Here is a 22855-nt window from a genome sequence, read left to right on the forward strand (position 1 = left end):
CGCCCATGTCGCGCCGTTGCGATCTGACCGGAAAAGGCCCGATGTCGGGCAACAACGTCTCTCATGCGAACAACCGCACCCGTCGTCGGTTCCTGCCGAACCTGCAGGACGTCACGCTGATGTCCGACACGCTGGGCCGTTCGTTCAAGTTCCGCGTGTCCAGCGCTGCACTGCGCACGGTCGACCACCGCGGTGGTCTGGACGCCTTCATGGCCAAAGCCAAGGAAGCCGAGCTGTCCCCCGAGGCGCTGAAAGTCAAAAAAGAGATCGCAAAAGCAACGGCATAAGCCTTGCTGCGACCGATAAAGACTGAAACCCGGCTGCCGTGCAGTCGGGTTTTTCCTTATGCGGTGCCAGATTTTTCGCGAAAAATCATGGGCCGTCCGCATTTTCGCGAAAATGCGGGGCGATGACGATGCTCCCTATTGATGATGTGCTGGATGACGTGACCGCCGCACTTTGCGCCACCGGCCGCGTTGTCCTGCAAGCGCCGCCCGGTGCCGGCAAGACGACCCGCGTGCCGCTGGCGGTTCTGGAATCGGGATCAACCAACGGCATGATCGTCATGCTGGAACCCCGCAGGCTAGCCGTGCGGGCAGCGGCCGAACGCTTGGCCGCGCAGCTGGGAGAGCAGGTCGGCCAGCGTGTCGGCTACCGCATGCGCGGCGAATCCAAGGTGGGCACCGGATGCCGCGTCCTTGTAGTGACCGAAGGAATCCTCACCCGCATGGTGCAGGATGATCCCGAATTGCCCGGCGTGGGCTGCGTGATCTTTGACGAATTTCACGAACGATCGTTGCAGGCGGATCTGGGGCTGGCCCTCGTCTGGGAGGTCAAGGGCGCGCTGCGACCGGACCTCGGCCTGATCGTGATGTCCGCCACGCTGGACGCGGCACCCGTTGCGGCAATGCTGGACGACGCGCCCGTTGTCACGGCACAGGGCCGAACCTACCCGGTGGACATCAAATATCTGGACCGGTCACTGGGGCCCCGCGTGCGACTGCCGCAGGCGGTTGCGGACCTGATCGCACAGGTCGTGCCGCAAACCACGGGCGGGGTGCTGGTGTTTCTGCCCGGTGCCGGTGAGATACGGCAAGTCGCCAGCGCGTTGGCGGGCCACCTGCCTGCGGATTGTGACGTCAGGCCACTGTATGGTGCACTGCCCTTTGCGCAACAACGCGCGGCCATCGCACCTGTGTCGTCGGGGCGCAAGATCGTGTTGTCCACATCCATCGCCGAGACGTCACTGACAATCGAGGACATCCGCGTCGTGGTAGACGCAGGCCGCGCGCGCCGCGCTCGATTTGATCCCGGATCGGGCATGTCGCGTCTGGTCACGGAACGGGCCTCGCGGGCCGAGGCGGATCAGCGTGCCGGCCGCGCCGGTCGGGTCGCGGCAGGCACGGCCTATCGTTTGTGGACACAAGGCGAACACGGCGCCCTGCCTGCCTTTGCCCCACCCGAAATCGCGGCTGCAGATTTGACCGGGCTGGCGCTGGATCTCGCACTTTGGGGCACTGACGACCTGGCCTTTCTCACTCCGCCACCAGAGGTTGCACTGACCGAGGCGCGTATGCTCTTGCGTGATCTGGGCGCGTTGGACGGGCAGGACAGGATCACGCCGCACGGACGGGTGCTGGCCGCCCTGCCCGTACATCCGCGACTGGGCCATATGTTGACCCTCGCGGGGGCGCAGGCCGCCCCTTTGGCCGCACTGCTGGAGGCGCGCGACCCGCTGCGCGGCGCTGGCTGCGACCTGGCGCTGCGACTGACTGCCTTGGGCGGTGGTGCGGTCCCGGCTGCCGCCGACCGGGGCGCACTTGCCCAGATCAAGGCCGAGGCAAAACGTCTGGCGCAGGGCATACCGCAGAGGCCAGCCCTGACGCTGGGTCAGATGGCAGCGCTGGCCTATCCCGACCGGATCGCGTTGCGCAGGCCCGGCGATGACCCGCGCTATCTGCTGTCGGGTGGCAAGGGGGCCATGATGGAGCCGGGCGACCCGATGGCCGGACAGCGCCTGCTGGTCGTCACCGATACCGATGGCAACCCGCGCGAGGCGCGGATCTGGCAGGCCGCCAGCATCGACGAGGCTGCGCTGCGGGCTGTGCTGGGCAATCGTATTGAGTGGCGCAATACCTGTGTCTGGTCGCGTCGCGACGGGCGCGTTCTGGCACGCCGTCAGGAATGTCTGGGGGCCATTGTGCTGGATGACAGGCGCTGGGATGATGCCCCGCCCGAGACGATCGCCGCCGCGATGCTGGACGGGGTGCGCCAGTTGGGCCTGCGCCCCAGTCGGGCAGCGCAACGATTTCGCGCCCGTGTGGCGCTGGTCCGTGATGACGGGATCGATCTGCCGGATCTGTCCGACGACGCGTTGATGGCGACGCTGGGTGATTGGCTGTTGCCGCATCTGGGGACCGTGCGGTCAACGCAGGATTGGGCTGATTTCGATCTGCTGGACCCGCTGCGTGCCATGCTGGCCTGGACCCAGATGCAGGCCCTGGACAGGGCCGCGCCGCCAGCATTCACCACGCCGTTGGGACGGCGCATTCCCATCGACTACGATAGCACGGTTCCGGAAATCACCCTGCGCATTCAGGAAATGTTCGGTCAGACAACACATCCAACCGTTGGCAAGACACCGCTGCGCGTCACATTGCTGTCGCCCGGACATAAACCCGTACAGACCACGCAGGACTTGCCCGGGTTCTGGGAAACCTCCTATGCGGACGTGCGACGTGACATGCGCGGGCGCTATCCGCGCCATCCCTGGCCAGAAGATCCCAGAGAGGCGGATCCCACGTTGCGCGCAAAGCCGCGCAAGCGTTAGTTGCTATTTTACGCCAAACCACTACGTTAGACGTCAATAATGTAGAAAAATGACCGAGATTGAGCGCAGTGACCGCTGAAACGAAATTTTCTGATCCGACTGCGATTGCGCCCGACACCGTAACGCAGGTTGCGGCACTGTGTCATCGCAAGGGTGAAAAAGGACGTGAAGTTCTCTTGGTCACGTCGTCACGCGGGCGCTGGATCCTGCCGAAGGGCTGGCCGATCGATGGATTGACCGATGCCGAGGCCGCCATGCAGGAAGCCTGGGAAGAGGCCGGCGTACGGAAAGGATCCGTCACCAGCAAGCCCGTGGCCAAGTTCGTGGGCGCAAAGCGGTTCAGCGATGGCCGCCAGGTCCCCGCCAAGATCAAGGTCTATGCGATCCGCGTGCGCGAAACAGCCCGCAAATACCCCGAACACAAGCGCCGCGACAGACGCTGGGTCAGCCTGTCAAAGGCCGCCAAGCTTCTATCGGACAAGGGATTTCGCAAGGCGCTCAAGGCGCTTTGACGCGTCAGCCTTGCAGGCAGTACCGCATGATTGCCTTTTGGGCATGCAGGCGATTTTCAGCCTCGTCGAAAATCACGGAATGCGGCCCGTCCATCACGCTGCTGGTCACCTCGTCGTCGCGGTGGGCAGGCAGGCAATGCATGAACAGCGCGTCGGGATTGGCCTGCGCCATGAGCGCATCATTGACCTGATAGCCGCGCAACTGGTTGTGGCGGCGTTCGCGCGCCGAGGCAGGATCGTGCATGCTGACCCAGGTATCGGTCACCACCAGATCCGCCCCCTGCACCGCGCGCGCTGGGTCGCGTTCGATCGTATACAACCCGCTGAGTGCCGGTTCGGGATCCAGCGGAGCAGGACCGGTGAATACCAACTCGAAATCGAATTGCTTGGCGGCATGGGCAAAGCTGGCAAAGACATTGTTGCCGTCGCCGGACCAGACGACCTTGCGGCCCTTGATCGGGCCGCGGTGTTCCTCGAACGTCATGATGTCAGCCATGATCTGGCAGGGGTGCGTGCGGTTGGTCAGCCCGTTGATCACCGGCACGGTGGCATATTCCGCCATTTCCAGCAGCGTCGCCTCCTCGAATGTGCGGATCATGATGAGATCGACGTAGCGCGAGAGCACCCGCGCCGTGTCGGCGATCGTCTCGCCGTGGCCCAACTGCATGTCGGCCCCCGACAGAACCATGGTCTGCCCTCCCATCTGCCGCACGCCCACGTCGAAACTGACGCGGGTCCGGGTGGAGGGTTTTTCAAAGATCAGCGCGACAATGTGATCCTGCAACGGCTGTTCCGCGTCGGGGCGTCCCTTGGGATGGCCGTTGCGGGCCTGTTTCATCCGCATGGCGTCGTCGATGATGGCCCGCAGATCAGCAGCAGGTGTCACGTGAAGGTCGAGAAAATGGGTCATTGTCGTGTCCTTGGCGGGCGGAGGCCGGGGGTTTCACACCCCCGGACCCCCGTGGAGTATTTCAGGCAAGATGATGCGCGACAGTCGCGGCGGCGGCGTCCAACCGGTCGATGGCCTGTGCGATTTCGTCGTCGGTGATCGTCAGTGGTGGCAGCAGGCGGATGACGTTGTCGGCGGCGGGCACGGTCAGGATGTCCTGCGCATAGCCTGCCTGAACGATGTCGGTGTTCGTGGCCTTGCATTTGAGGCCCAGCATGAGGCCCGCACCACGCACGCCCTCGAACACGTCGGGGTGGCTGGCGACAAGGCCCTCGAGCTTTTGCCGCAGCAGGCCTGCCTTGCGGTTGACCTCAGCCAGAAAGGCGGGGTCCGCGATGATGTCCATGACGGCGTTGCCGACGGCGCAGCCCAGCGGGTTGCCGCCGTAGGTCGATCCATGGGTGCCTGCGGTCATGCCGGAGGCGGCCCGCTCGGTCGCCAGCACGGCCCCGAGGGGGAAACCGCCGCCGATGCCCTTGGCCACCATCATGATGTCCGGGGTGATGCCGGACCATTCATGGGCAAACAGCTTGCCCGTGCGGCCCACACCGCATTGCACTTCGTCAAAAATCAACAGCAGGCCGTGTGCGTCGGCCAGATCGCGCAACCCCTTGAGGCATTGGTCAGGCACGGGACGGATCCCGCCTTCGCCTTGAACGGGTTCGACCAGGATGGCGCAGACGGTAGGCGACGCGGCCGCCGCAGTCAGCGCGTCATGGTCGCCGAAGTCCAGGTGCACGAAACCGGGCAACAACGGGCCGAAGCCCTTGGTCATCTTGTCCGAGCCGGCCGCGGCGATACCGGCAGAGGACCGGCCATGAAAGCTGCCCGAAAAGGTGATGATATCGGTCCGGTCGGGCTGGCCCGCGTCGTGAAAGTGTTTGCGCGCCATTTTCACGGCGAGTTCGCAGGATTCGGTGCCGGAATTGGTGAAAAACGCCGTGTCGGCAAACGTATGCGCGACAAGCTTGTCGGCCAGCGCCTGTTGCGCCGGGATCTGGTACAGGTTCGAGGTATGCCACAGCGCCTGCGCCTGATCGGTCAGTGCAGCGACCAACGCGGGATGTGCATGCCCCAAGGCGTTGACCGCGATACCGGCACCCAGGTCCAGAAATCGGCGCCCGTCGTCCGCGATCAGCCAAGTGCCCTCGCCCTTTTGAAAGGCAAAAGGTGCGCGGTTATAGGTCGGCAGGACGGATGGGATCATCGGATCATTCCTATGGGACGCGTCAAAGCCCGTTTGATGCCGAAGCAGCGCAGGCAGGTCAACGATTTTCAGGGGGTTAGGACAGACGAGCAGCAGCGGACGCAGGTCAGCGTCGGCGTCGGATCAAGACTGATGTGCGCATTGTCATGCGGGGCGTTTAAACGGCGCGTGACGCAGGGGCAAGCCCTATCAGGCCTTGAGCCGGTATCCACGGTCGAGCCAGCGCCAGACCAGCCCCAGAACCGCCACGTTGGCCACCAGCACGATCACCAGACCCAACCAGGGCGAGCTGTCGGAGACGCCGATCATGCCGTAGCGCACGCCGTCGATGATGTAGAAGAACGGGTTCGCATGGGATGCGGCCTGAAGCGGGCCGGGCAATGCCTCGATACTGTAGAACGTGCCTGACAAGAACGACAGCGGGGTGACGAGAAAGTTGGAAATGGCGGACAGCTGGTCGAACTTGTTGGCGAAAATACCGGCGATCATGCCCAGACCGCCCATGAACAACGACCCCAGGGTCACGAATGTCAGCACCCAGAGCACGTTTTGCACCGCCACGCCAAGAAAGATCCACGATCCCAGCGCAATGACGAAGGCCACGATCAATCCGCGCGCCAAGGCGCCTGCCAGATAGCCGATCAACAACTCGAGCGCGGACAACGGCGGCATGAGCGTATCAACGATATTGCCACCCACCTTTGCGCTGGCGAGGCTGGAAGAAGTATTGGCGAATGCGTTCTGGATCACCGTCATGATCAGGATTCCGGGTGCCAGGAACGTCATGAACGGCACGCCCATCACGTCGCCGCGCTGTGGCCCGATGGCGATGGTAAAGATCATCAGCAACAGGCCCGCGTTGATCAGCGGTGCCATGACCGTCTGTGACCAGACATTCATGAAACGGCGCACCTCGCGCCCTGCGAGGGTCAGCGTCCCTTGGGTATTCCAGCGGCCGAAGCGGCGCACACCCATCTGGGTCGGTGGGGTCGATGGGGTCATGGCGGTCTCCTTTGCGTCGGGGACAGACATAGCGAGTTGGGCTGAATTGGCCAGTGTCCGCATTTGACGGGTCGGCGTGGTTGTATCCGCCGCTGGCATGCTTAGAATAGGGACAACCTGAAAAAGAGCGCAGGCCGGTCACGCGACCGTGCCTGCCGCATGCAGTGAAGCAAGGAAAGCCGATGTCCTGGACAGACGAACGTGTCGAGACGCTGAAACGGATGTGGGGCGAAGGCCAGTCGGCCAGCGTGATCGCCAAGGAATTGGGCGGCGTGACCCGCAACGCCGTGATCGGCAAGGTCCACCGTCTGGGCCTGTCAAACCGCGCGGGGTCGGCTGCTGCCGCACCCGCCGAAACCGAAGCCGCACCGGCACCCGTTGCCGAGACAGCTGCGGCGGAGGAAAAACCCGAGATGATGACCAAATCGGCTGCTCCGCCCCCCAAGACGAAAAAGACCGCCGAGGAAGAAGAGGTCGAGGAACTGGACGAAAACGGTATCCCGATTTCCGCCGCCCGCCGCGCGATCATTCCCGCAGGCCAGCCGCTGCCGCCGCAGCCCAGCGCAAACGAGATTTCGCCCGAAGCTTTGGCCAAGGTGAATGAAGTTGAAAAAACAGCGCGCAAGATCGGCCTGATGGATCTGACCGAAAAGACGTGCAAATGGCCGGTCGGGGACCCTGCGACACAGGATTTCTGGTTCTGCGGGCTGCCATCGCAAGCTGGCAAACCGTATTGTGAGGCCCATGTCGGCGTTGCGTTCCAGCCCATGTCATCGCGCCGCGACCGCCGTCGCTAAGCCAAGCGGCAAAGTAACCGAGGGCCGTGCCGGAGAGATCCTGCGCGGCCCTTTTTCATTTTGCGCGAACTTGAGGTCGGCGGAACCTAGGTTTTTCCGCAGTGCAGCATATATCTGCCATGCCCGCGACAGCCAACAGACGCGAAAGGACAGCACATGCCGAACCTTGCACTGATCACCGGAGCCTCTTCGGGTATCGGGATGGAATTTGCCCGGTATCACGCCAGCAAGGGTGGCGATCTGATCATCACGGCCCGCAGCGCAGACAAACTGGCGGCCCTGAAGGCCGAGCTGGAACAGGCCCATGCGGTCAGTGTGCAGGTGATCCCGGTTGATCTGGGTGCGGACGGTGGCGCGCAGGCGCTGCTGTCGCAGGTTGGTGACGCCCAGGTAGAGGTGCTGATCAACAACGCAGGCTTTGGCGGGCATGGCGCACATATCGAACGTGATCTGGCAGCGGAGCACGCGATGATCGACCTCAACGTCAAGGCGCTGATGACCCTGAGCCATGCCATCGGGGCCGATATGGCCGCACGCGGCAAAGGGCGCATCCTGAACGTCGGGTCCACCGCAGGCATGATCCCCGGTCCGCTACAGGCGGTCTATTTCGCGACAAAGGCATTCGTGCGCAGCTATTCGCTGGCGCTGGCCGAAGAACTGCGCCGCAAGGGCGTCACGGTGACCGTTCTGGCCCCGGGCTATGTCGAAACCGGGTTTGCCGATGCCGCCGATCTGGGCGGCACCGGTCTGGTCAGCGGCGGCGGGGCCAGCGCCGCAGAGGTCGCAAAATTCGGCTACGACGCAATGGTTGCCGGCAAGTTGCACGTCATCAACGAACCCAAGCTGTCGTTTGCGCTGAACTGGGTACTGCCCCTGCTGCCATTGCGTGCGGTCATGGCGAACGTCCGCAAGATGCAGGAAAAGCGCGCCTAGTCCTCGTCCTCCCAATTGCTGCCGATCGCTTCGCGGTCGGACCTGCGTTCCCTGTCGACCATCTCCTCGACCTCGTTCAACTCTTCGGATGTCGCGTCTTCGGGGCGGCTTTCGGCGGCTTCCTGCGGTGTCAACAGCAGCTTGAAATACATCGGATAGTGGTCGGAGTTGATATCCGGCAACCGTTTCATGTCGATCAGGCGAAATCGTGCGTCATGAAACAGGTGGTCCAGCGGCCAACGCATTAGCGGCATGCGTGCCGAAAACGTATTGTAGAACCCGCGCCCAACGCGCGGGTCAAGCAGGCCGGACACGTTTTGAAACCGTTTGGTCGTGATCGACCAGGCCACGTCGTTCATATCGCCGGTCACGATGGCTGGCAGGGGATCGTCGCTGACCTCGATCCCGATGGCTCCCAGCTCTGCGTCGCGCCCTTCGGTCGACTGATATGGCACCGGCGGTTCGGGATGCGTGACATAGAGGCGGAATGCCTGCCCTGACGGCAGCGTGATGCGCGCGCGCAGTGACGGCACCTCGTCCACAACGAGGTTGCGAAATGCCGCTTCTTCGAGCGCGTATTTGCTGAAAATGGCCATGCCGTACCCGTTGTCATAGGGTTGCGACATAACGTGAGGGTATCTGTCGGCCAATGGGGACAGACCTTCGATCCAGTCTGCGTCGGTTTCCAGCGCTGTCACGATATCCGGCTCGTGCGTGCGCACCAGCTGTATCAGCCGGTCGTAGTCACGGTTCGATTTTTTCACGTTCGCGGCGATCAGGCTGATGGTGTGCCCCGGTTCGATCGCCTCATGAACGGCCGGTCGCGTTGATTGGGTGTGCCAGATCGGCAGATAGCGCCCGATGTAGAACCCTTGGTTCAGGCCGCACAGCACAAGCGCCGCAATCATCCACAATGCCCCCTCTGGCTGCAACCAGATGGCGAGGGGGATCAGAACAAGCAGCAGCAGCAGCACCTGCTGGCGCGGAAAATCGGCCGACCGGACGAACCCGTGCGAAACCCGCAGCAATGGCACAATGGTCATCACGATGACGAACCCGGTCAGGCCCCACAGCAGTATCGAAATCATGTTTCAGCCTTTTCATTGCGCCATTCTGACGCACCAACGCATCTCGCGGCGGTTTGGCTCCGTCCAGTGGGAAAAACCATTGCCGGCATCACGCCCCCTTTTCGCACTGGCCCGACAGGCGTATAGCCGCGCCATGACACAAAACCCGCCAGAGCTCCGCCCCGACCTCGCACGCGCCCGCGTGACAGAAACCCGCCGCCCCGGCCAACCCGTGATCGGGATGGTGTCGCTGGGTTGTCCCAAGGCGCTGGTCGACAGTGAACGCATCCTGACGCGTCTGCGCGCCGAAGGCTACGCCATTTCTTCGGATTATGCGGGGGCCGAGGCGGTGATCGTGAACACCTGCGGGTTCCTCGACAGTGCCAAGGCCGAAAGCCTGGAGGCCATCGGCGAGGCATTGGTCGAAAACGGGCGGGTCATCGTGACGGGCTGTCTGGGGGCAGAGCCGGATTATATCCGCGAACATCACCCCAGCATCCTCGCCGTGACGGGGCCGCACCAATACGAACAGGTGCTGGATGCAGTCCATGCCGCCGTGCCGCCATCGCCCGATCCATTCGTCGATCTGCTGCCCGCGCGCGGCGTGTCGCTGACGCCAAGGCACTACAGCTATCTCAAGATTTCCGAGGGCTGCAATCACAAGTGCAAGTTCTGCATCATTCCCGACATGCGCGGCAAACTGGCGTCACGCCCGGCCCATGCCGTGCTGCGCGAGGCGGAAAAACTGGTGGAAGCCGGGGTAAAGGAGCTGTTGGTCATCTCACAGGACACCAGCGCCTACGGGTTGGACCGCAAATACGACCTCAACCCGTGGAAGGGTGGCGAGGTGCGCAGCCACATCACCGATCTGGCGCGGGAACTGGGGACGCTGGGGGCGTGGGTGCGGCTGCACTACGTCTATCCCTATCCGCATGTGCGCGACATGATCCCGCTGATGGCCGATCCTGCGTCCGGCGTGCTGCCCTATCTGGATATCCCGTTCCAGCACTCGCACCCCGACGTGCTGCGCCGCATGGCCCGTCCCGCCGCCGGATCCAAGACGCTGGAGGAAATCGCCGCCTGGCGCGCGATCTGCCCTGACATCACGCTGCGCTCGACCTTTATCGTGGGGTATCCGGGTGAAACCGAGGCGGAATTCCAGCACCTGCTGGACTGGATGGACGCGGCACAACTGGACCGCGTAGGCTGTTTTCAATACGAAAACGTCGCCGGGGCGCGGTCAAACGCCCTGCCCGACCATGTCGCGCCCGGGGTCAAGCAGGACCGCTGGGATCGGTTTATGGCAAAAGCGCAGGCCATATCCGAGGCGAAACTACAGGCCAAGGTTGGAAAAGTGCTGGAGGTCATCGTCGACGACATCGACAGCGACGGCATCGCCACCTGCCGCACCTGGGCCGATGCACCGGAAATCGACGGTAACCTGTTCATCGACGAAGGCACCGAAGGGTTGTCGGTCGGTGACGTGCTCAAGGTCACCGTGGACGAGGCGGGGGAGTATGATTTGTGGGGGGCGCTTGTTTGAGCGAGATACAACGCCCAAAGAAGCGCTTATCTTTAGCTATTGAGGAAGCTTTTGACCTTTTGGAATCTTTCTCGCTCGATTGGGAAAATCCAATGATACAAATGTGTGTTGGATGCTATGCAACCTGTGTCGAGTTAGCGCAAACTATTGATTTTCTTTCTGCCGAAGAAAAATTTTTCGACGCAAAAATCCTTCTCAGAGCAATGTTGGAGCATTATGTTGAGCTAGATAATTTATCGTCTAATCCGACTTATCTCCACAAAGTTCACTACAAACACGCCATTGATACTCTTAAAATTTTAAAGGCCTCTGAAACTGATAATCCTTACTTCGAGAAATTTTCCCAGCGAATAAGGGTTGAAGATGAGACAGCAATCTGGGAAGAGCGGAAATCCATGATCGCTTCTCTCGGCGGCAAAAAGCAAACAAGGTTTGATGATTTCAGTGCTGCGGGAATGGAGGACGAGTACAAAAGCGTATACGCTAATCTGTCAAAACTAACACATCCTACCTTTGGCGGCATAATTGAACGGCACTTAGAGTATGATGAAAAAGATCACAAGGTAAAGTTTTTTGTTCTCAAAGAAGCTACCCCTGAGACAAAAGAATTGGTATATTCAACTACTTCTGACATACTGGAAAAGGCAACGAAGGTCATTGCGAATAAGCTGAAGCCAGCAATCTGAAAAATTTCAAATTTTTTATCTATTTTCATTTCCATTAGACATGTGCGCGTCCTACGAAGTCGAAATTATTTGCGATTCGCACACAGCGATCTCCCTACCCTGCCCACAGATCGTCCAGATAGACCCACACCGCGTCCTGGACGCGGCGAAAGCGGTCTCCGCCGAGTTTTGTGCCGCCGAACCAGCGGGTGACGACAATGATGTGGCCGGTCAGACCTTCGCGTTCCAGCATGCGCAGAATGACCATCCCCGCGCCGGATTCGCCGTCGTCGTTTTTCAGCGGACCATCAGGCAGCAGCACGGCCCAGGTGTTATGCGTGGCCTTGGCGAATTTCTTTTTCCGGCACAATGTCTTGACGAAGGCCTTGGCCGCGTCCGCGCTATCCACCGGCCCGCCGGAGACAGCATAGGTCGACCCACGGTCGCTGAGAGCTTTGTCGATGATCCGCATGCCTCTGTCTAACCTGTGCGGCCCCCTGCCGACAGAGGGTGCCGAGAACAACGTTTGTGACCCAGCGTCATACTATGGTCACAGGGCAAACAGATTATGTTTGAGGCATGACCCAGACCTACCCGACCCAAGACCCCTCTGCCCGGCACGCCGACTGGGCTGTCCACACACTTGGCACGGCCTTTGCCGTGATCGGTGGTGCGCTGCTGGTTATCTGGGCTGCGTTGAATGCCAGCGGTGGCATCATCGCGGCGCTGTCGGTTTACGGCTTCGGACTGGTGGCGACATTCCTGGCGTCCAGCCTCTATCACATGACGCCCTGGCACCGGGTCCGTCCGACCCTGCGGCGCATCGACCATGCCGCGATCTATGTGATGATCGCGGGCACGGTGACACCGCTGGCGGTGATGGTGCACTCCCCCTTTGCCTACGCGGTGCTGGCCGCGATCTGGGCAATCGGGCTGGTGGGCGTGGTGCGTAAACTGTTTTTCTGGGCGACGCCCGGTCGGTTCGGCCCATTGATCTATCTGGCGATGGGTTGGCTGGGCATCCTGCTGGTGCGCGACCTGATGGGGCTGGTGCCGGGTGTGGCGCTGACGCTGATGCTGGCGGGTGGCGCTCTTTATTCCGTGGGCGTGCTGTTTTACAGCCGCGAGAGCCTGCGGTTTGCGACCGCGATCTGGCACGGCTTTGTTGTCGCAGCCTCGGCTTGTTTTTTTGCGGCGATTACGATCAGCACGGTGGCGCTGACCTAAAACCCAAGCGCACGTGCGGCCTCGGTCACGACGCGGACCCGGTCGGCATTGGCCGGATGCGTTCCCAGAAACGTGTTGCCGGGATCGGGTATCCGAAAAAAGAATTCAGCCCCCCGCAGCGGGTCAAAGCCCGCACGTGCCGCAATGACCGTGCCCAGCGCGTCGGCCTGCAATTCGAACTGCTGCGAATAGGTGCGTGCGCCCACAGCCGCACCAAAGGCCGCCGCCTCGCTCCGCGTGCGTGGATCATCGGACAGGCCGACCAGCTGCCCCATGACGGCTGCCCCGATGGATGCGGCCTGCCGCTGCTGCGCGATGTGACCCAGGATGTGATGCGCCGCCTCGTGGCTGAGGATGAACGCCAGCTCGTCCGCATTGCGTGCCTCGGCCACCAATGTGCCGGTAAAGGCAATCAGCGGCTGATCGCCGTTCACCAGCGTCTGAAAGGCATTGGGCGGTGATCGCGGATTGGCGTCAATGGCGAATTCGAAATCGCAGTTCGGCTCGATCCCTGCGGCACGGCATTCCGCCTCGGCGACAGGTTCAACGCGGTCAACGACCTGAACCAGCATCTGCACCGCAGCCTCTGCGTCCATCCGGTCCACCAGTCGCGATCCGGCAGCGGCCTCTGGCGACATGACGACGGGTGAAGGCACGGCCACCGGGGCCGTCGGACGCGGGTTGGCCGCACAGGCAGTCAGCACCAAAAGGGCAACCACAGCGCAGATCCATCGCATCATTGTCGTCCCATCCCTTTTTGTAGACCAGCCTGTATCAGGTATCACGCGCCCCGGACATCGGCACCCCCCGGTTAATGACACTTGCGTCAAACCGCCCTTGGCGCACGCGCTGGACCGCGCTAGGCTGAGGCCATGTTTACAATCGAACACGACTTTGACGCGACGACGGTCACCCTGGTGGATGATGCAGGTCCCCCGTTCCAGGAGGATGTGATCGTCAACACCTTTGACGATTGCGTCACGGTCAGCCAGTTTGACCCACGTCTGGGGGAAAACCGCACGATCACCCTGTCCTTGGGGCAGGTGCGCGACCTGTTTGCAGCACTTGATCTGCCAGAGGGGGCCTATGCTCTGAAACCCGCCCCGGACAAATCCTAAGCAGGCCAGACGGTCGTCCGCCGATGTGCCAACACCAAATATGTGCCACTTTCGCACGGTTGCCGCCTTGTTACTGCACGCTTATCTGTGTCGTGACAGTTACGAGGATACCCGATGCCCGACCGCAACCAAGACGCACTCGATTTTCTGCTGACGCGGCGCTCGCGCCCCAGCAAGACATTGACGACACCGGTCCCGACACGCGAGCAGTTGACCGAAATCCTGACCGCGGCGGCCCGCAGCCCCGATCATGGCAAGCTGGAACCCTGGCGGTTCATCGTGCTGGAACGCGCCGCCCTGCAACGGCTGGCCGATGCCGTTCCCGCCGCCGCCGCACAGGCCGGCATCGCAGAGGACAAGATGATGAAACAGCGCGACCAGTTCGCGCATGCGAACCTGGCCGTGGTTGTCGTCGAAAGCCCCAAACACTCGGACAAGGTGCCGACCATCGAACAAACATACGCCGTGGGCGGTGTCTGCCTGGCACTGGTGAACGCCGGGCTTGCGGCTGGCTGGGGGGCCAACTGGCTGTCGGGCTGGGCCAGCCATGACGCTGAATTCGTGCAGTCCCACCTTGGGCTGAACCATGATGAACGTGTCGCCGGCATCATCCATCTGGGTACCGAAACCTCGGCACCGCCGGACCGCCCGCGCCCCGATCTGGATCAGATCACGACCTGGGTCGCTGCATGATCCTGACGGCGTTTTTCAAGGCGCTGTCACAGTTGCCCGACCCCCGGTTCCAGCGCGTACTGTGGCTGGGTGTCGGTCTGACGCTGGCGCTGCTGGTCGGTGCCTATCTGCTGATCCTGGGTGTAATCGGCTGGTTTGTGTCCGACCCGGTGTCCCTGCCTTGGATCGGCGAAGTGACCTGGATCGACAACCTGCTGGGTTGGGGATCGCTGTTCGGAATCCTGATCGCATCGGTTTTCCTGATGATCCCTATCGCATCCGCAATCACATCGCTGTTTCTGGATACCGTCGCAGAGGCGGTCGAGGATGCCCACTATCCACACCTGCCCCATGTTGCCCCGACGTCGATCATCGACGGGCTGCGCGACAGCATCGGGTTTCTGGGGGTGCTGGTGGGTGCGAACCTTGTGGCGCTGATCGGGTATGTTCTGCTGCCGTTTGCCGCGCCTTTCATATTCTACGGGATGAACGGCTACCTGCTGGGCCGCGAATATTTTCAGGTTGCGGCCATGCGCAGGCTGGGCCGCACCGGCGCGCAGGCCCTACGCAAACAGCATATGGGTACGATCTGGACGGCGGGCATCCTGATGGCGCTGCCGCTGTCCATTCCGCTGGTGAACCTGTTCGTCCCGATCATCGGAGCGGCCACGTTCACACATCTGTATCACCGGATCACTCGGACCGCAGGCTTGGCGGACCCATCCGGTTGAACCAGTCGAAATCGCGTACTTCGATTGCACCAGACAGGATGATCCCGGCCACGACAATGTAAATCCCGATCGCCCAAAAGGTCGTCGTCTTTGCCTTTTTCTTGAAACTGAAATCTGCCGGGGCCGAGGCATGGGTGCCCGGCTCGATCTCGTTGGTGTCGCCCTGCGTCACGTTGCGCAGGGGCAGCACGATGAACAGCGTCATCCACCAGATCACGGCGAACAGCACGATGGCGGAAATGATGCTCATGGTTCAGACCTCTTCAAGTTCGATGAGACAGCCCTGGAAATCCTTGGGATGCAGGAACAACACGGGTTTGTTGTGGGCACCGATCTTGGGTTCACCGTTGCCAAGGACGCGTGCGCCCGTCGCCACCAGCTTGTCACGGGCGGCGATGATATCGTCGACCTCGTAGCAGATGTGGTGGATGCCGCCTGCGGGGTTCTTGTCCAGAAAGTTCTGGATCGGGGACTCTGCGCCCAGCGGATAGAGGAATTCGATTTTCGTATTCGGCAGTTCGACAAAGATCACCGTCACACCGTGATCAGGTTGATCGATTGCAGGACCGACCACAGCCCCCAGCGCGCCGCGATATTGTTCTGCGGCAGCGTCAAGGTCCGGCACGGCGATGGCCACGTGGTTCAGACGTCCGATCATCACATTCCCCTAGCATTTTGCCAGTGTTATGCAGGCCGCGCAGCCCCTTGCCAAGAGGAGGGGGGATTTTCCGCTGCGACATTAAGCTCTCCTTCATCTTCGGATGGTTGTCTGGACCCCAGACGTTCAGATCATAGGAGTGGGGACATGGACAACGTCGAAGAATTCTTGGTGCGGCGACCGCCGACTGCATTGCGGCCTCTGTTGGGCATGACCCTGCTGGTCGTCGAGGACAGTCGCTTTGCCTGCGAGGCGGTGCGCATGCTGTGCATGCGGTCGGGCGCGCGGGTGCGCCGGGCAGACAGTCTGACCAGCGCGATGAAACACCTGTCCATCTACCGACCGACGGCGATTATCGTCGATGTCGGTCTGCCTGACGGGTCTGGTCTGACACTGATCCGGCAACTGGCGCAGGCGACGCCGCGGATCGATGTGATCCTGGGCACGTCCGGTGATCCGGACATGGCCGATGACGTCATCGCCGCAGGGGGTGATGGTTTCCTCCCCAAACCGATCGCCAGCCTGTCGGATTTTCAACACGCAATCCTGTCGCATCTGCCCGCCAACCGCCAACCACAAGGACCGCGGATGCTGTCCGGGGAACAGGTCGCACCCGACCGGATCGCCTATCGCGAAGACCTTGAATACGCGGCCAGGGTACTGAAACAGGATCAGGGCGGTGACACGCTCGACTACGTTGCGGGGTTTATCATCGGGATTGCGGATAGCGCCGGCGATACGGACCTCGCGTGCATGGCCAACCGGCTGATCCGTGACCGGCGACGGGGGGGTGCTACAGACGGGCCGCTGAACAGCCTCACGGACATGGTGACAGCCCGTCTGAAAACAGCGTCAGGGTTTTAGGCGCGGTCTGTTGTTTCCAACGCGGGATCAGACGCGACGCGATAGGGTGCCGTCAACACCCCCAGATTGCTGAGTTGCTGGCCGTGCGCATCGAAATTTGTCGGTGCCAACCAATCCAGATAGGCAGACCGCAGACCCGGCCAGTCACCATCCGTCATCGCAAACCAGGCGGTGTCCCGATTACGTCCCTTGACGATCAGGTGTTGACGAAATGTCCCTTCGTAGCTGAACCCCAGCCGCTGCGCAGCCCGGCGCGAGGGCATGTTCAACGCGTTGCATTTCCAGACCATGCGTCGATAGCCAGCATCAAAGGCCCAGTCGCACAAAAGAAAGAACGCTTCGGTGGCGACGGGTGTGCGCTGCAAATCCGGCGACAGATTGACGTTGCCGATTTCGATCCCGCCTGCGGCTGTATCGACGTTCATCAGGCAGGCATAACCCAGCGGATCGGCGGCACCAGCCCGACAGATCGCCAACGCCAGACAATCGGCGGCAAAAACAGCCGCCATGATCGCACCAAAATCGTGGGCCGTCGCAGGCGGTGCATCAAACAGATAATCGAACAGCCAGGGATGCGGTCCGATGCGGTCGAACAACGGGTCGGTATCGCGCGCGGGATCCAGCGGGCGCAGATGCGCATGGTGCCCTGTCAGGGTCAGATCAGCGGGCGAATCTTCAGGGGGCGTCCAACGCGCGACGATCGGCCCGACGTGACGCTCGACCACCGGATCAGACCGCCAGCCGTGGCGCATCAGTCATGTCCAGCCCCGGAAAAATCGTGTCTTCGATATCGCCGCGCGACAGGCCGAACAGATCCTGCATGACACGACCGGCCGCGGCCCGCACATCCGAAGTCGGCATCAGGTCGCGCCGGTCGAACAAATCGGCCTCGGCCAGTCCGGGCCAGCGTCCCAAGACCTGCCCGCCACGCAGCGCCCCACCCGCAAACAGCATCGCCCCACCCGTGCCATGGTCGGTACCCAGTGTTCCGTTTTCGTGCGCCGTCCGCCCGAATTCCGTCATGCACAGCACCGCAGTTCGATCCCAGACCGGGCCCAACCCATCCCGCAGCGTCAGGATCGTTTCGGCCAGATTTTCCAACGCGCCGTTCAACTGGATGTCCTGACGGCTGTGCGTATCCCAGCCGTGCAACGAGAAACTGGCGATCCGCGTCTCGGCGCGCAGGCGCTGCGCCGCAAAAGCCGCGACGCCTGCATGTCCCCGCGTGGGTGCTGGCGCCATCATCATGCCCATCTCGCCGTCTGCGCCCGCATCCTCTGCGTCAGAGGTAGCCTCGGTGAACAGGGTGTCGGCAATGTCGACGGCCCGCAGAGCCGCATCGCGAAAGATCGGATCGTCATGAAGGATCAGGTCCAGCAGGCGTCGCGATTGCGGAGACAGGTCCAGTTCCGACCGGGGGGACCATTGCAGATAGGGGTTGGTCCCGGACAGGATCTTCATCTGTTCATATCCGACCGAATAGGCAGTTTCTGCGGTCATGCCCGGCACAATGCCCAACATCCGGTTCAGCCAGCCGCTGCGCGATTCACCGGCGGGAAATGTCCCGGCCTCCAGTACGTCCTGAGCGTCAAAATGACTGCGCGGCCCGCGGTACGGTGACGACGTGGCGTGCAGCGCCCCGAATTGCCCCGCGTCCCATAAAGGACGCAAGCCGGACAGACCGGGGTGCAGGGCCCAGCCGTCGTTCAGCCCCAGACCGGCGGTTTCCATCAGGCGCGGGCGCAGGCGCGCAAGGTCAGGGTCACCGATGGGTCGTATGACATCGAGGCCATCAAGTCCGCCACGCAGCACGATCACCACCAGACGCGCATCCCACGGCCCCTGTGCGAGGGCCACGGGCGTCACCAATGGACTGGCCGCAAGAGAACAGCCAAGGGCAAGACTGCGCGTCAGGAATGCACGGCGATCCATCTTCAAATCCTCTGAAATGCGGGTGACGTCAGCACGAGGCCGATGCCTTCGGACCGGGTTTCGGCGCTGCTGGCCGCAAAGGTGACCTCGGCCGGGGCATCCGGACCCAACGCGGTTTGCACGAAATCACGTGGATCAGGAAGCGGGTCGACCATGACACGCGGGGCCCCCATGGCCCAGTTGATCCGCCCGGCCAGACCTTGCGGGGTGATCCAGCTTTCCGCGTCCTCTGGCCAACCGTCCGGACCGGACGGTGCCTGATAGGGCTGGCCCATGACCTGCAAGGGTCGCACCATCCAGTCCCGGTAATCCGCCGGTCGCATGTTCAGGATATCGTCGCCGTCGACCCCCAATGCGCGCAGGCTGGCCATCACGAACAGATCGGGGCGGCGCACCTTGGACCGGTGCGCGATCCAGGCCGCCGGATGTGACAGCATCGCCTGCGTCACCGCCAAAAGATCCCCGCCCGTTTCCCGGAAAACGCCTGCGAGGGATGCGACAAGGGTCGGATCGGGCAGGTCCGACACGAAATGGACCACCAGCTTGGATGCGATATGGTCCGCCACCTCTGGCCGTGTTGCCAGGTCGACCAGCGCCGATTTCACAGTCTGCAAATCCGCCTCGGCACTGTAGCGGCGGCCCATCACCACTTCGGCCCCGGGTTCGGCACGATCGGTGCGATAGGCAAAACCCTGACGGAAATCATAGGTGACACCGGTCAAAAGCTCGGCCAACTCGGTGACGTCGCGCTGGGTGAACGGCCCATCGGCCCCGAACAGGTGCAGTTCCAACAATTCGCGTGCGAGGTTTTCGTTCAAACCGAACCCGCGTTTTTGTCCGACAGTGCTGTTTGGCCCGACGGACACCCATTGATCCAGATAGTGCAGCATCGCCGGATGCAGCGTGGCCGCCACCACCATATCCGAAAACCGGCCGACAACATGCGGTCTGATTGCATCGGTGACATATGGTGCGATCATCGACCGAAAGGCAAAGGTCTTTGCCCGGACGGCAAAATGGTCCGCCCAGAACAATGTCAGGCGTTCGCGCAGCCCGTCATCGGTGGTCACGGCGCGCGCAATTGTCCGCAGGTGATCATTGCGGCGGGTCACGTTCATGGCCTGCCGAAATTCACCTTCCTTCTTTCGCAACTCTTCTACTTCGGGCGTCCCTCGTGCCGCACGCCGCGCGGCGGCCGCAAAACGAAACTCTGCCATCGAGGGGTCGGTCTCTTCCATGCCTGCGATCGGATAGCGTTCGGCCGCAAGATCCGGCCCGGACAACGACGCGATCATGGCCTGCACCGATGCAGGACCGGGCGCGGACGGCCCCAACCCCACGCCAAAGCGAAAGGCAGCGAGTGTCGGATCAAATGGAATGGTCATTGCGGCAAATCCTTTGGGATCGGATTATCATTTTTTGCACTGCCGTGCACCTCAAACTCGCGGGTTTCGGCATGACAAAAGACCGATTTTGACGGATGTCGAAATATTCGCACATGCGCTTGTGACTGGCGCAACCTTGCGCGACCGTGTGAAATTCACCAGATAGTGATACAAAGACGCGACCAAAGGACCGTTGTGATGATTGACCGCCGCCGCTTTCTGACCTCTGCCGCCATCGGGGCCGGTGGGCTGAGCCTGCCGACCCTGTTGCAGGCCCAAGAAGACACGCAAGCCATCGCAGAGCCGACATTCGACATGTCGCCCAAGGTTGTGCAGCTGGACAACCCGCTGCCCCCCGGTGAAATCCACGTGGTTCCGGATGTCTATTCGCTGTACTGGACCCTGCCTGACGCCGAGGCGATCCGCTATTACGTGGGTGTCGGGCGTGATGAACTGTACGAAGCCGGCGAATTCACCGTAGGCGCGAAAAAGGAATGGCCCAGCTGGACCCCGACGCCCGACATGATCGAGCGTGATCCTGACTCTTATGCGAAATATGCCGACGGCATGCCCGGTGGCCCGGAGAACCCGCTGGGCGCACGGGCGCTCTATCTGTTCCAAGAGGGGATCGGCGACACGTTCCTGCGGATTCACGGCACGAACAAGCCCAGCACGATTCGCACCGACGTGTCGAATGGCTGCGCCCGTCTGACCAATGAACAGGTCATTGATCTTTATCCGCGCGTCCCGACTGGATCGCGCGTGTTCCTCTACGAAAAGAACCTGCTGCCCCGCGCTTGACCCGCAAGTGGCAATGAAAAAAGGCGCGTCCCTTGCGGGGCGCGCCTTTTGCATTATCAGGTCGAATGACTATTTGTCGGCGGGGATTGTCCGCAAGTGCAGCTCGCGCAGCTGTTCGTTCTGCGGCAGGCTTGGGGCGTTCATCATCAGATCCTCTGCGCGCTGGTTCATCGGGAACATGATGACCTCGCGGATGTTCGCCTCGTCGGCCAGCAGCATGACGATCCGGTCGATGCCAGCGGCACAGCCACCGTGGGGCGGCGCGCCATATTGGAACGCGTTGACCATACCACCGAAACGCTTTTCCACCTCGTCCTTGCCGTAGCCTGCGATCTCGAACGCCTTGAACATGATTTCCGGGCGGTGGTTCCGGATCGCGCCGGACACCAGTTCATATCCGTTGCAGGCCAGATCGTACTGGTAGCCCAGCACATCCTCCGGGTCGCCCTCCAGCGCTGCCATCCCGCCCTGCGGCATGGAGAAGGGGTTGTGTTCAAAGTCGATCTTGCCGGTTTCCGCGTCACGCTCGTAAATCGGGAAATCGACGATCCAGGCAAAGGCAAAGCGGTCGGTGTCGATCAGTTTCAGTTCCTGACCGATCTCGGTGCGCGCACGGCCTGCGACACCCTCGAACGCGGCAGGTTTGCCACCAAGGAAGAACGCCGCGTCGCCCACACCCAGACCCAGTTGCTGGCGGATCGCCTCTGTGCGTTCCGGCCCGATGTTCTTGGCCAGCGGGCCGGCGGCCTCCATCCCCTCGCCCTGATCGCGCCAGAAGATATAGCCCATGCCGGGCAGACCTTCTTTCTGGGCAAAGGCGTTCATGCGGTCGCAGAACTTGCGTGACCCGCCACCCGGCGCGGGGATCGCGCGGATCTGGGTGCCCTCCTGCTCCAGCAGCTTGGCAAAGATGGCAAAGCCCGAGTCGCGGAAATGATCGCTGACGACCTGCATCTTGATCGGGTTGCGCAGGTCGGGCTTGTCCGTGCCATACCAAAGGGCCGCGTCGCGGTAGCTGATCTGTTCCCATGTCTGGTCGACTTTGCGGCCGCCGCCGAATTCTTCAAAGATGCCGCCGATGACAGGCTGGATCGTGTCGAACACGTCCTGCTGTTCGACAAAGCTCATTTCCAGATCGAGCTGGTAGAAATCGGTCGGCGACCGGTCGGCGCGCGGGTCCTCGTCGCGGAAACAGGGTGCGATCTGGAAATACTTGTCGTAGCCGGACACCATGATCAGCTGTTTGAACTGCTGCGGGGCCTGCGGCAGCGCATAGAACTTGCCCGGGTGCAGGCGCGAGGGCACCAGGAAATCGCGCGCGCCCTCGGGGCTGGATGCCGTGATGATCGGCGTCTGGAATTCGCGGAACCCCTGGTCCCACATGCGCTGGCGCATGGACCGCACGACATCGGTGCGCAGTTTCATGTTGTGCTGCATCGCCTCGCGGCGCAGGTCGAGGTAGCGATACTTCAGCCGCGTTTCCTCGGGGTATTCCTGGTCGCCAAAGACCTGCAACGGCAGCTCCTTGGCCGCACCCAGCACCTCGATGTCGCGGACGAACACTTCGATTTCGCCGGTGGGCAGCTTGGGGTTGACCAGCTCGGGGTCGCGGGCCTTTACCTCGCCGTCGATGCGGATGCAGTATTCGGCGCGGACCTTTTCCACCTCGGCAAAGGCAGCAGAATCGGGATCGCACAGCACCTGGGTCACCCCGTAGGTGTCGCGCAGGTCGATGAACAGGATTCCGCCGTGGTCACGGACCCGGTGAACCCAGCCGGACAGCCGGACCTTGTCACCGACATTCGCGGCCGTCAGATCGGCGCAGGTATGAGAGCGATAGGCATGCATGGCAGGGTCCTTGGGTCAAAAAACGTTTGTCCCGATACACCCCTTTGACCCCGATAAGTCAAGCATGGCACCCGTGCGCCGTCTTTGTGGGATCACGCCCGCCCGGGGGCGCCG

The 22855-nt window shown here is 62.0% G+C and carries 25 protein-coding genes; 13 read left to right on the plus strand and 12 right to left on the minus strand.

Annotated features, from left to right (window positions below; genetic code table 11):
* The first annotated feature begins 5 nt into the window (after positions 1 to 5).
* The 3 genes from rpmB to LGQ03_RS05470 all read left to right on the plus strand — a co-directional run bounded on the left by rpmB (position 6) and on the right by LGQ03_RS05470 (position 3342).
* A complete protein-coding gene (gene rpmB / locus LGQ03_RS05460; protein WP_083484380.1) occupies positions 6 to 287 on the plus strand; it encodes a 50S ribosomal protein L28 in 282 nt (93 codons plus the stop codon).
* A gap of 122 nt (positions 288 to 409) precedes the next feature.
* On the plus strand, positions 410 to 2830 hold the full coding sequence (hrpB, locus tag LGQ03_RS05465) for an ATP-dependent helicase HrpB (RefSeq protein ID WP_226747582.1): 2421 nt from the start codon (positions 410 to 412) through the stop codon (positions 2828 to 2830).
* A 68-nt stretch (positions 2831 to 2898) separates the two neighbouring features.
* On the plus strand, positions 2899 to 3342 hold the full coding sequence (locus LGQ03_RS05470; RefSeq protein WP_090160471.1) for an NUDIX hydrolase: 444 nt from the start codon (positions 2899 to 2901) through the stop codon (positions 3340 to 3342).
* Between the two features lie 4 nt (positions 3343 to 3346).
* Here LGQ03_RS05470 and argF read toward each other — a convergent pair whose 3' ends face one another.
* The 3 genes from argF to LGQ03_RS05485 form a co-directional block, all read right to left on the minus strand.
* Positions 3347 to 4252, minus strand: coding sequence for an ornithine carbamoyltransferase (gene argF / locus LGQ03_RS05475; protein WP_226747583.1), 906 nt, complete (start codon positions 4250 to 4252; stop codon positions 3347 to 3349).
* Positions 4253 to 4313: 61 nt separating this feature from the next.
* A complete protein-coding gene (locus LGQ03_RS05480) occupies positions 4314 to 5498 on the minus strand; it encodes an aspartate aminotransferase family protein (RefSeq protein ID WP_226747584.1) in 1185 nt (394 codons plus the stop codon).
* Between the two features lie 189 nt (positions 5499 to 5687).
* Positions 5688 to 6500: an ABC transporter permease gene (locus LGQ03_RS05485; protein ID WP_226747585.1), complete on the minus strand. Its 813-nt coding sequence runs from the start codon at positions 6498 to 6500 to the stop codon at positions 5688 to 5690.
* 182 nt (positions 6501 to 6682) lie between these two features.
* On the opposite strand from LGQ03_RS05485, the gene LGQ03_RS05490 reads away from it, so the two are divergent.
* Complete coding sequence (locus tag LGQ03_RS05490) at positions 6683 to 7297, plus strand: GcrA family cell cycle regulator (protein ID WP_226747586.1); 615 nt, start codon at positions 6683 to 6685, stop codon at positions 7295 to 7297.
* A gap of 156 nt (positions 7298 to 7453) precedes the next feature.
* Positions 7454 to 8230 (plus strand): SDR family NAD(P)-dependent oxidoreductase, encoded by a 777-nt coding sequence (locus tag LGQ03_RS05495; protein WP_090160314.1) that lies wholly within the window; start codon positions 7454 to 7456, stop codon positions 8228 to 8230.
* On the opposite strand, the gene LGQ03_RS05500 is transcribed toward LGQ03_RS05495, so the two are convergent.
* A complete protein-coding gene (locus LGQ03_RS05500) occupies positions 8227 to 9318 on the minus strand; it encodes an endonuclease/exonuclease/phosphatase family protein (RefSeq protein ID WP_226747587.1) in 1092 nt (363 codons plus the stop codon). The genes LGQ03_RS05495 and LGQ03_RS05500 overlap by 4 nt on opposite strands.
* A gap of 133 nt (positions 9319 to 9451) precedes the next feature.
* Here LGQ03_RS05500 and rimO point away from each other — a divergent pair, with 133 nt between their 5' ends.
* On the plus strand, positions 9452 to 10840 hold the full coding sequence (rimO, locus tag LGQ03_RS05505; protein WP_226747588.1) for a 30S ribosomal protein S12 methylthiotransferase RimO: 1389 nt from the start codon (positions 9452 to 9454) through the stop codon (positions 10838 to 10840).
* Complete coding sequence (locus tag LGQ03_RS05510) at positions 10837 to 11526, plus strand: DUF5677 domain-containing protein (RefSeq protein ID WP_226747589.1); 690 nt, start codon at positions 10837 to 10839, stop codon at positions 11524 to 11526. The genes rimO and LGQ03_RS05510 overlap by 4 nt, the downstream gene beginning before the upstream one ends.
* A gap of 94 nt (positions 11527 to 11620) precedes the next feature.
* Here the strand turns inward: LGQ03_RS05510 and LGQ03_RS05515 are convergent, their stop codons facing one another.
* Positions 11621 to 11977: a YigZ family protein gene (locus LGQ03_RS05515; protein WP_226747590.1), complete on the minus strand. Its 357-nt coding sequence runs from the start codon at positions 11975 to 11977 to the stop codon at positions 11621 to 11623.
* Positions 11978 to 12084: 107 nt separating this feature from the next.
* Here LGQ03_RS05515 and trhA point away from each other — a divergent pair, with 107 nt between their 5' ends.
* Positions 12085 to 12732 (plus strand): PAQR family membrane homeostasis protein TrhA, encoded by a 648-nt coding sequence (trhA, locus tag LGQ03_RS05520; RefSeq protein WP_226747591.1) that lies wholly within the window; start codon positions 12085 to 12087, stop codon positions 12730 to 12732.
* Here the strand turns inward: trhA and LGQ03_RS05525 are convergent.
* Positions 12729 to 13472, minus strand: coding sequence for a M48 family metallopeptidase (locus tag LGQ03_RS05525; protein ID WP_319004457.1), 744 nt, complete (start codon positions 13470 to 13472; stop codon positions 12729 to 12731). The two genes, trhA and LGQ03_RS05525, sit on opposite strands and share 4 nt — an antisense overlap.
* A 132-nt stretch (positions 13473 to 13604) precedes the next feature.
* Here LGQ03_RS05525 and LGQ03_RS05530 point away from each other — a divergent pair, with 132 nt between their 5' ends.
* The 3 genes from LGQ03_RS05530 to LGQ03_RS05540 all read left to right on the plus strand — a co-directional run bounded on the left by LGQ03_RS05530 (position 13605) and on the right by LGQ03_RS05540 (position 15253).
* Positions 13605 to 13850 (plus strand): hypothetical protein, encoded by a 246-nt coding sequence (locus tag LGQ03_RS05530; RefSeq protein ID WP_056036034.1) that lies wholly within the window; start codon positions 13605 to 13607, stop codon positions 13848 to 13850.
* A 114-nt stretch (positions 13851 to 13964) separates the two neighbouring features.
* Complete coding sequence (locus LGQ03_RS05535) at positions 13965 to 14543, plus strand: nitroreductase family protein (protein WP_226747592.1); 579 nt, start codon at positions 13965 to 13967, stop codon at positions 14541 to 14543.
* Positions 14540 to 15253, plus strand: a complete 714-nt coding sequence (locus LGQ03_RS05540) for an EI24 domain-containing protein (RefSeq protein WP_226747593.1) — start codon at positions 14540 to 14542, stop codon at positions 15251 to 15253. The genes LGQ03_RS05535 and LGQ03_RS05540 overlap by 4 nt, the downstream gene beginning before the upstream one ends.
* Here the strand turns inward: LGQ03_RS05540 and LGQ03_RS05545 are convergent.
* The gene (locus LGQ03_RS05545; protein WP_090160321.1) at positions 15216 to 15503 is read right to left on the minus strand and encodes a DUF1467 family protein; all 288 of its coding nucleotides are present in this window, start codon (positions 15501 to 15503) and stop codon (positions 15216 to 15218) included. The genes LGQ03_RS05540 and LGQ03_RS05545 overlap by 38 nt on opposite strands.
* Positions 15504 to 15506: 3 nt before the next feature.
* Positions 15507 to 15911, minus strand: a complete 405-nt coding sequence (gene mce, locus LGQ03_RS05550) for a methylmalonyl-CoA epimerase (RefSeq protein ID WP_226747594.1) — start codon at positions 15909 to 15911, stop codon at positions 15507 to 15509.
* A gap of 147 nt (positions 15912 to 16058) precedes the next feature.
* Between mce and LGQ03_RS05555 the strand changes: the two genes are divergently transcribed.
* The gene (locus tag LGQ03_RS05555) at positions 16059 to 16775 is read left to right on the plus strand and encodes a response regulator (RefSeq protein WP_226747595.1); all 717 of its coding nucleotides are present in this window, start codon (positions 16059 to 16061) and stop codon (positions 16773 to 16775) included.
* On the opposite strand, the gene LGQ03_RS05560 is transcribed toward LGQ03_RS05555, so the two are convergent.
* The 3 genes from LGQ03_RS05560 to LGQ03_RS05570 are packed head-to-tail and all read right to left on the minus strand — an operon-like array spanning position 16772 to position 20092.
* Positions 16772 to 17527 carry a GNAT family N-acetyltransferase gene (locus tag LGQ03_RS05560; protein WP_226747596.1) on the minus strand — a complete coding sequence of 252 codons (756 nt, stop codon included), beginning with the start codon at positions 17525 to 17527 and terminating at the stop codon, positions 16772 to 16774. The two genes, LGQ03_RS05555 and LGQ03_RS05560, sit on opposite strands and share 4 nt — an antisense overlap.
* On the minus strand, positions 17505 to 18707 hold the full coding sequence (locus LGQ03_RS05565; protein ID WP_226747597.1) for a DUF1501 domain-containing protein: 1203 nt from the start codon (positions 18705 to 18707) through the stop codon (positions 17505 to 17507). The genes LGQ03_RS05560 and LGQ03_RS05565 overlap by 23 nt, the downstream gene beginning before the upstream one ends.
* Positions 18708 to 18709: 2 nt before the next feature.
* Positions 18710 to 20092 carry a DUF1800 domain-containing protein gene (locus LGQ03_RS05570; protein WP_226747598.1) on the minus strand — a complete coding sequence of 461 codons (1383 nt, stop codon included), beginning with the start codon at positions 20090 to 20092 and terminating at the stop codon, positions 18710 to 18712.
* Positions 20093 to 20290: 198 nt separating this feature from the next.
* On the opposite strand from LGQ03_RS05570, the gene LGQ03_RS05575 reads away from it, so the two are divergent.
* Positions 20291 to 20893, plus strand: a complete 603-nt coding sequence (locus tag LGQ03_RS05575) for a L,D-transpeptidase (protein WP_404807503.1) — start codon at positions 20291 to 20293, stop codon at positions 20891 to 20893.
* 69 nt (positions 20894 to 20962) lie between these two features.
* Here LGQ03_RS05575 and aspS read toward each other — a convergent pair whose 3' ends face one another.
* The gene (gene aspS, locus LGQ03_RS05580; protein WP_226747599.1) at positions 20963 to 22741 is read right to left on the minus strand and encodes an aspartate--tRNA ligase; all 1779 of its coding nucleotides are present in this window, start codon (positions 22739 to 22741) and stop codon (positions 20963 to 20965) included.
* Positions 22742 to 22855: the final 114 nt, after the last annotated feature.

The organism is Loktanella gaetbuli (assembly GCF_020531945.1).
Lineage (GTDB): Bacteria > Pseudomonadota > Alphaproteobacteria > Rhodobacterales > Rhodobacteraceae > Loktanella > Loktanella gaetbuli.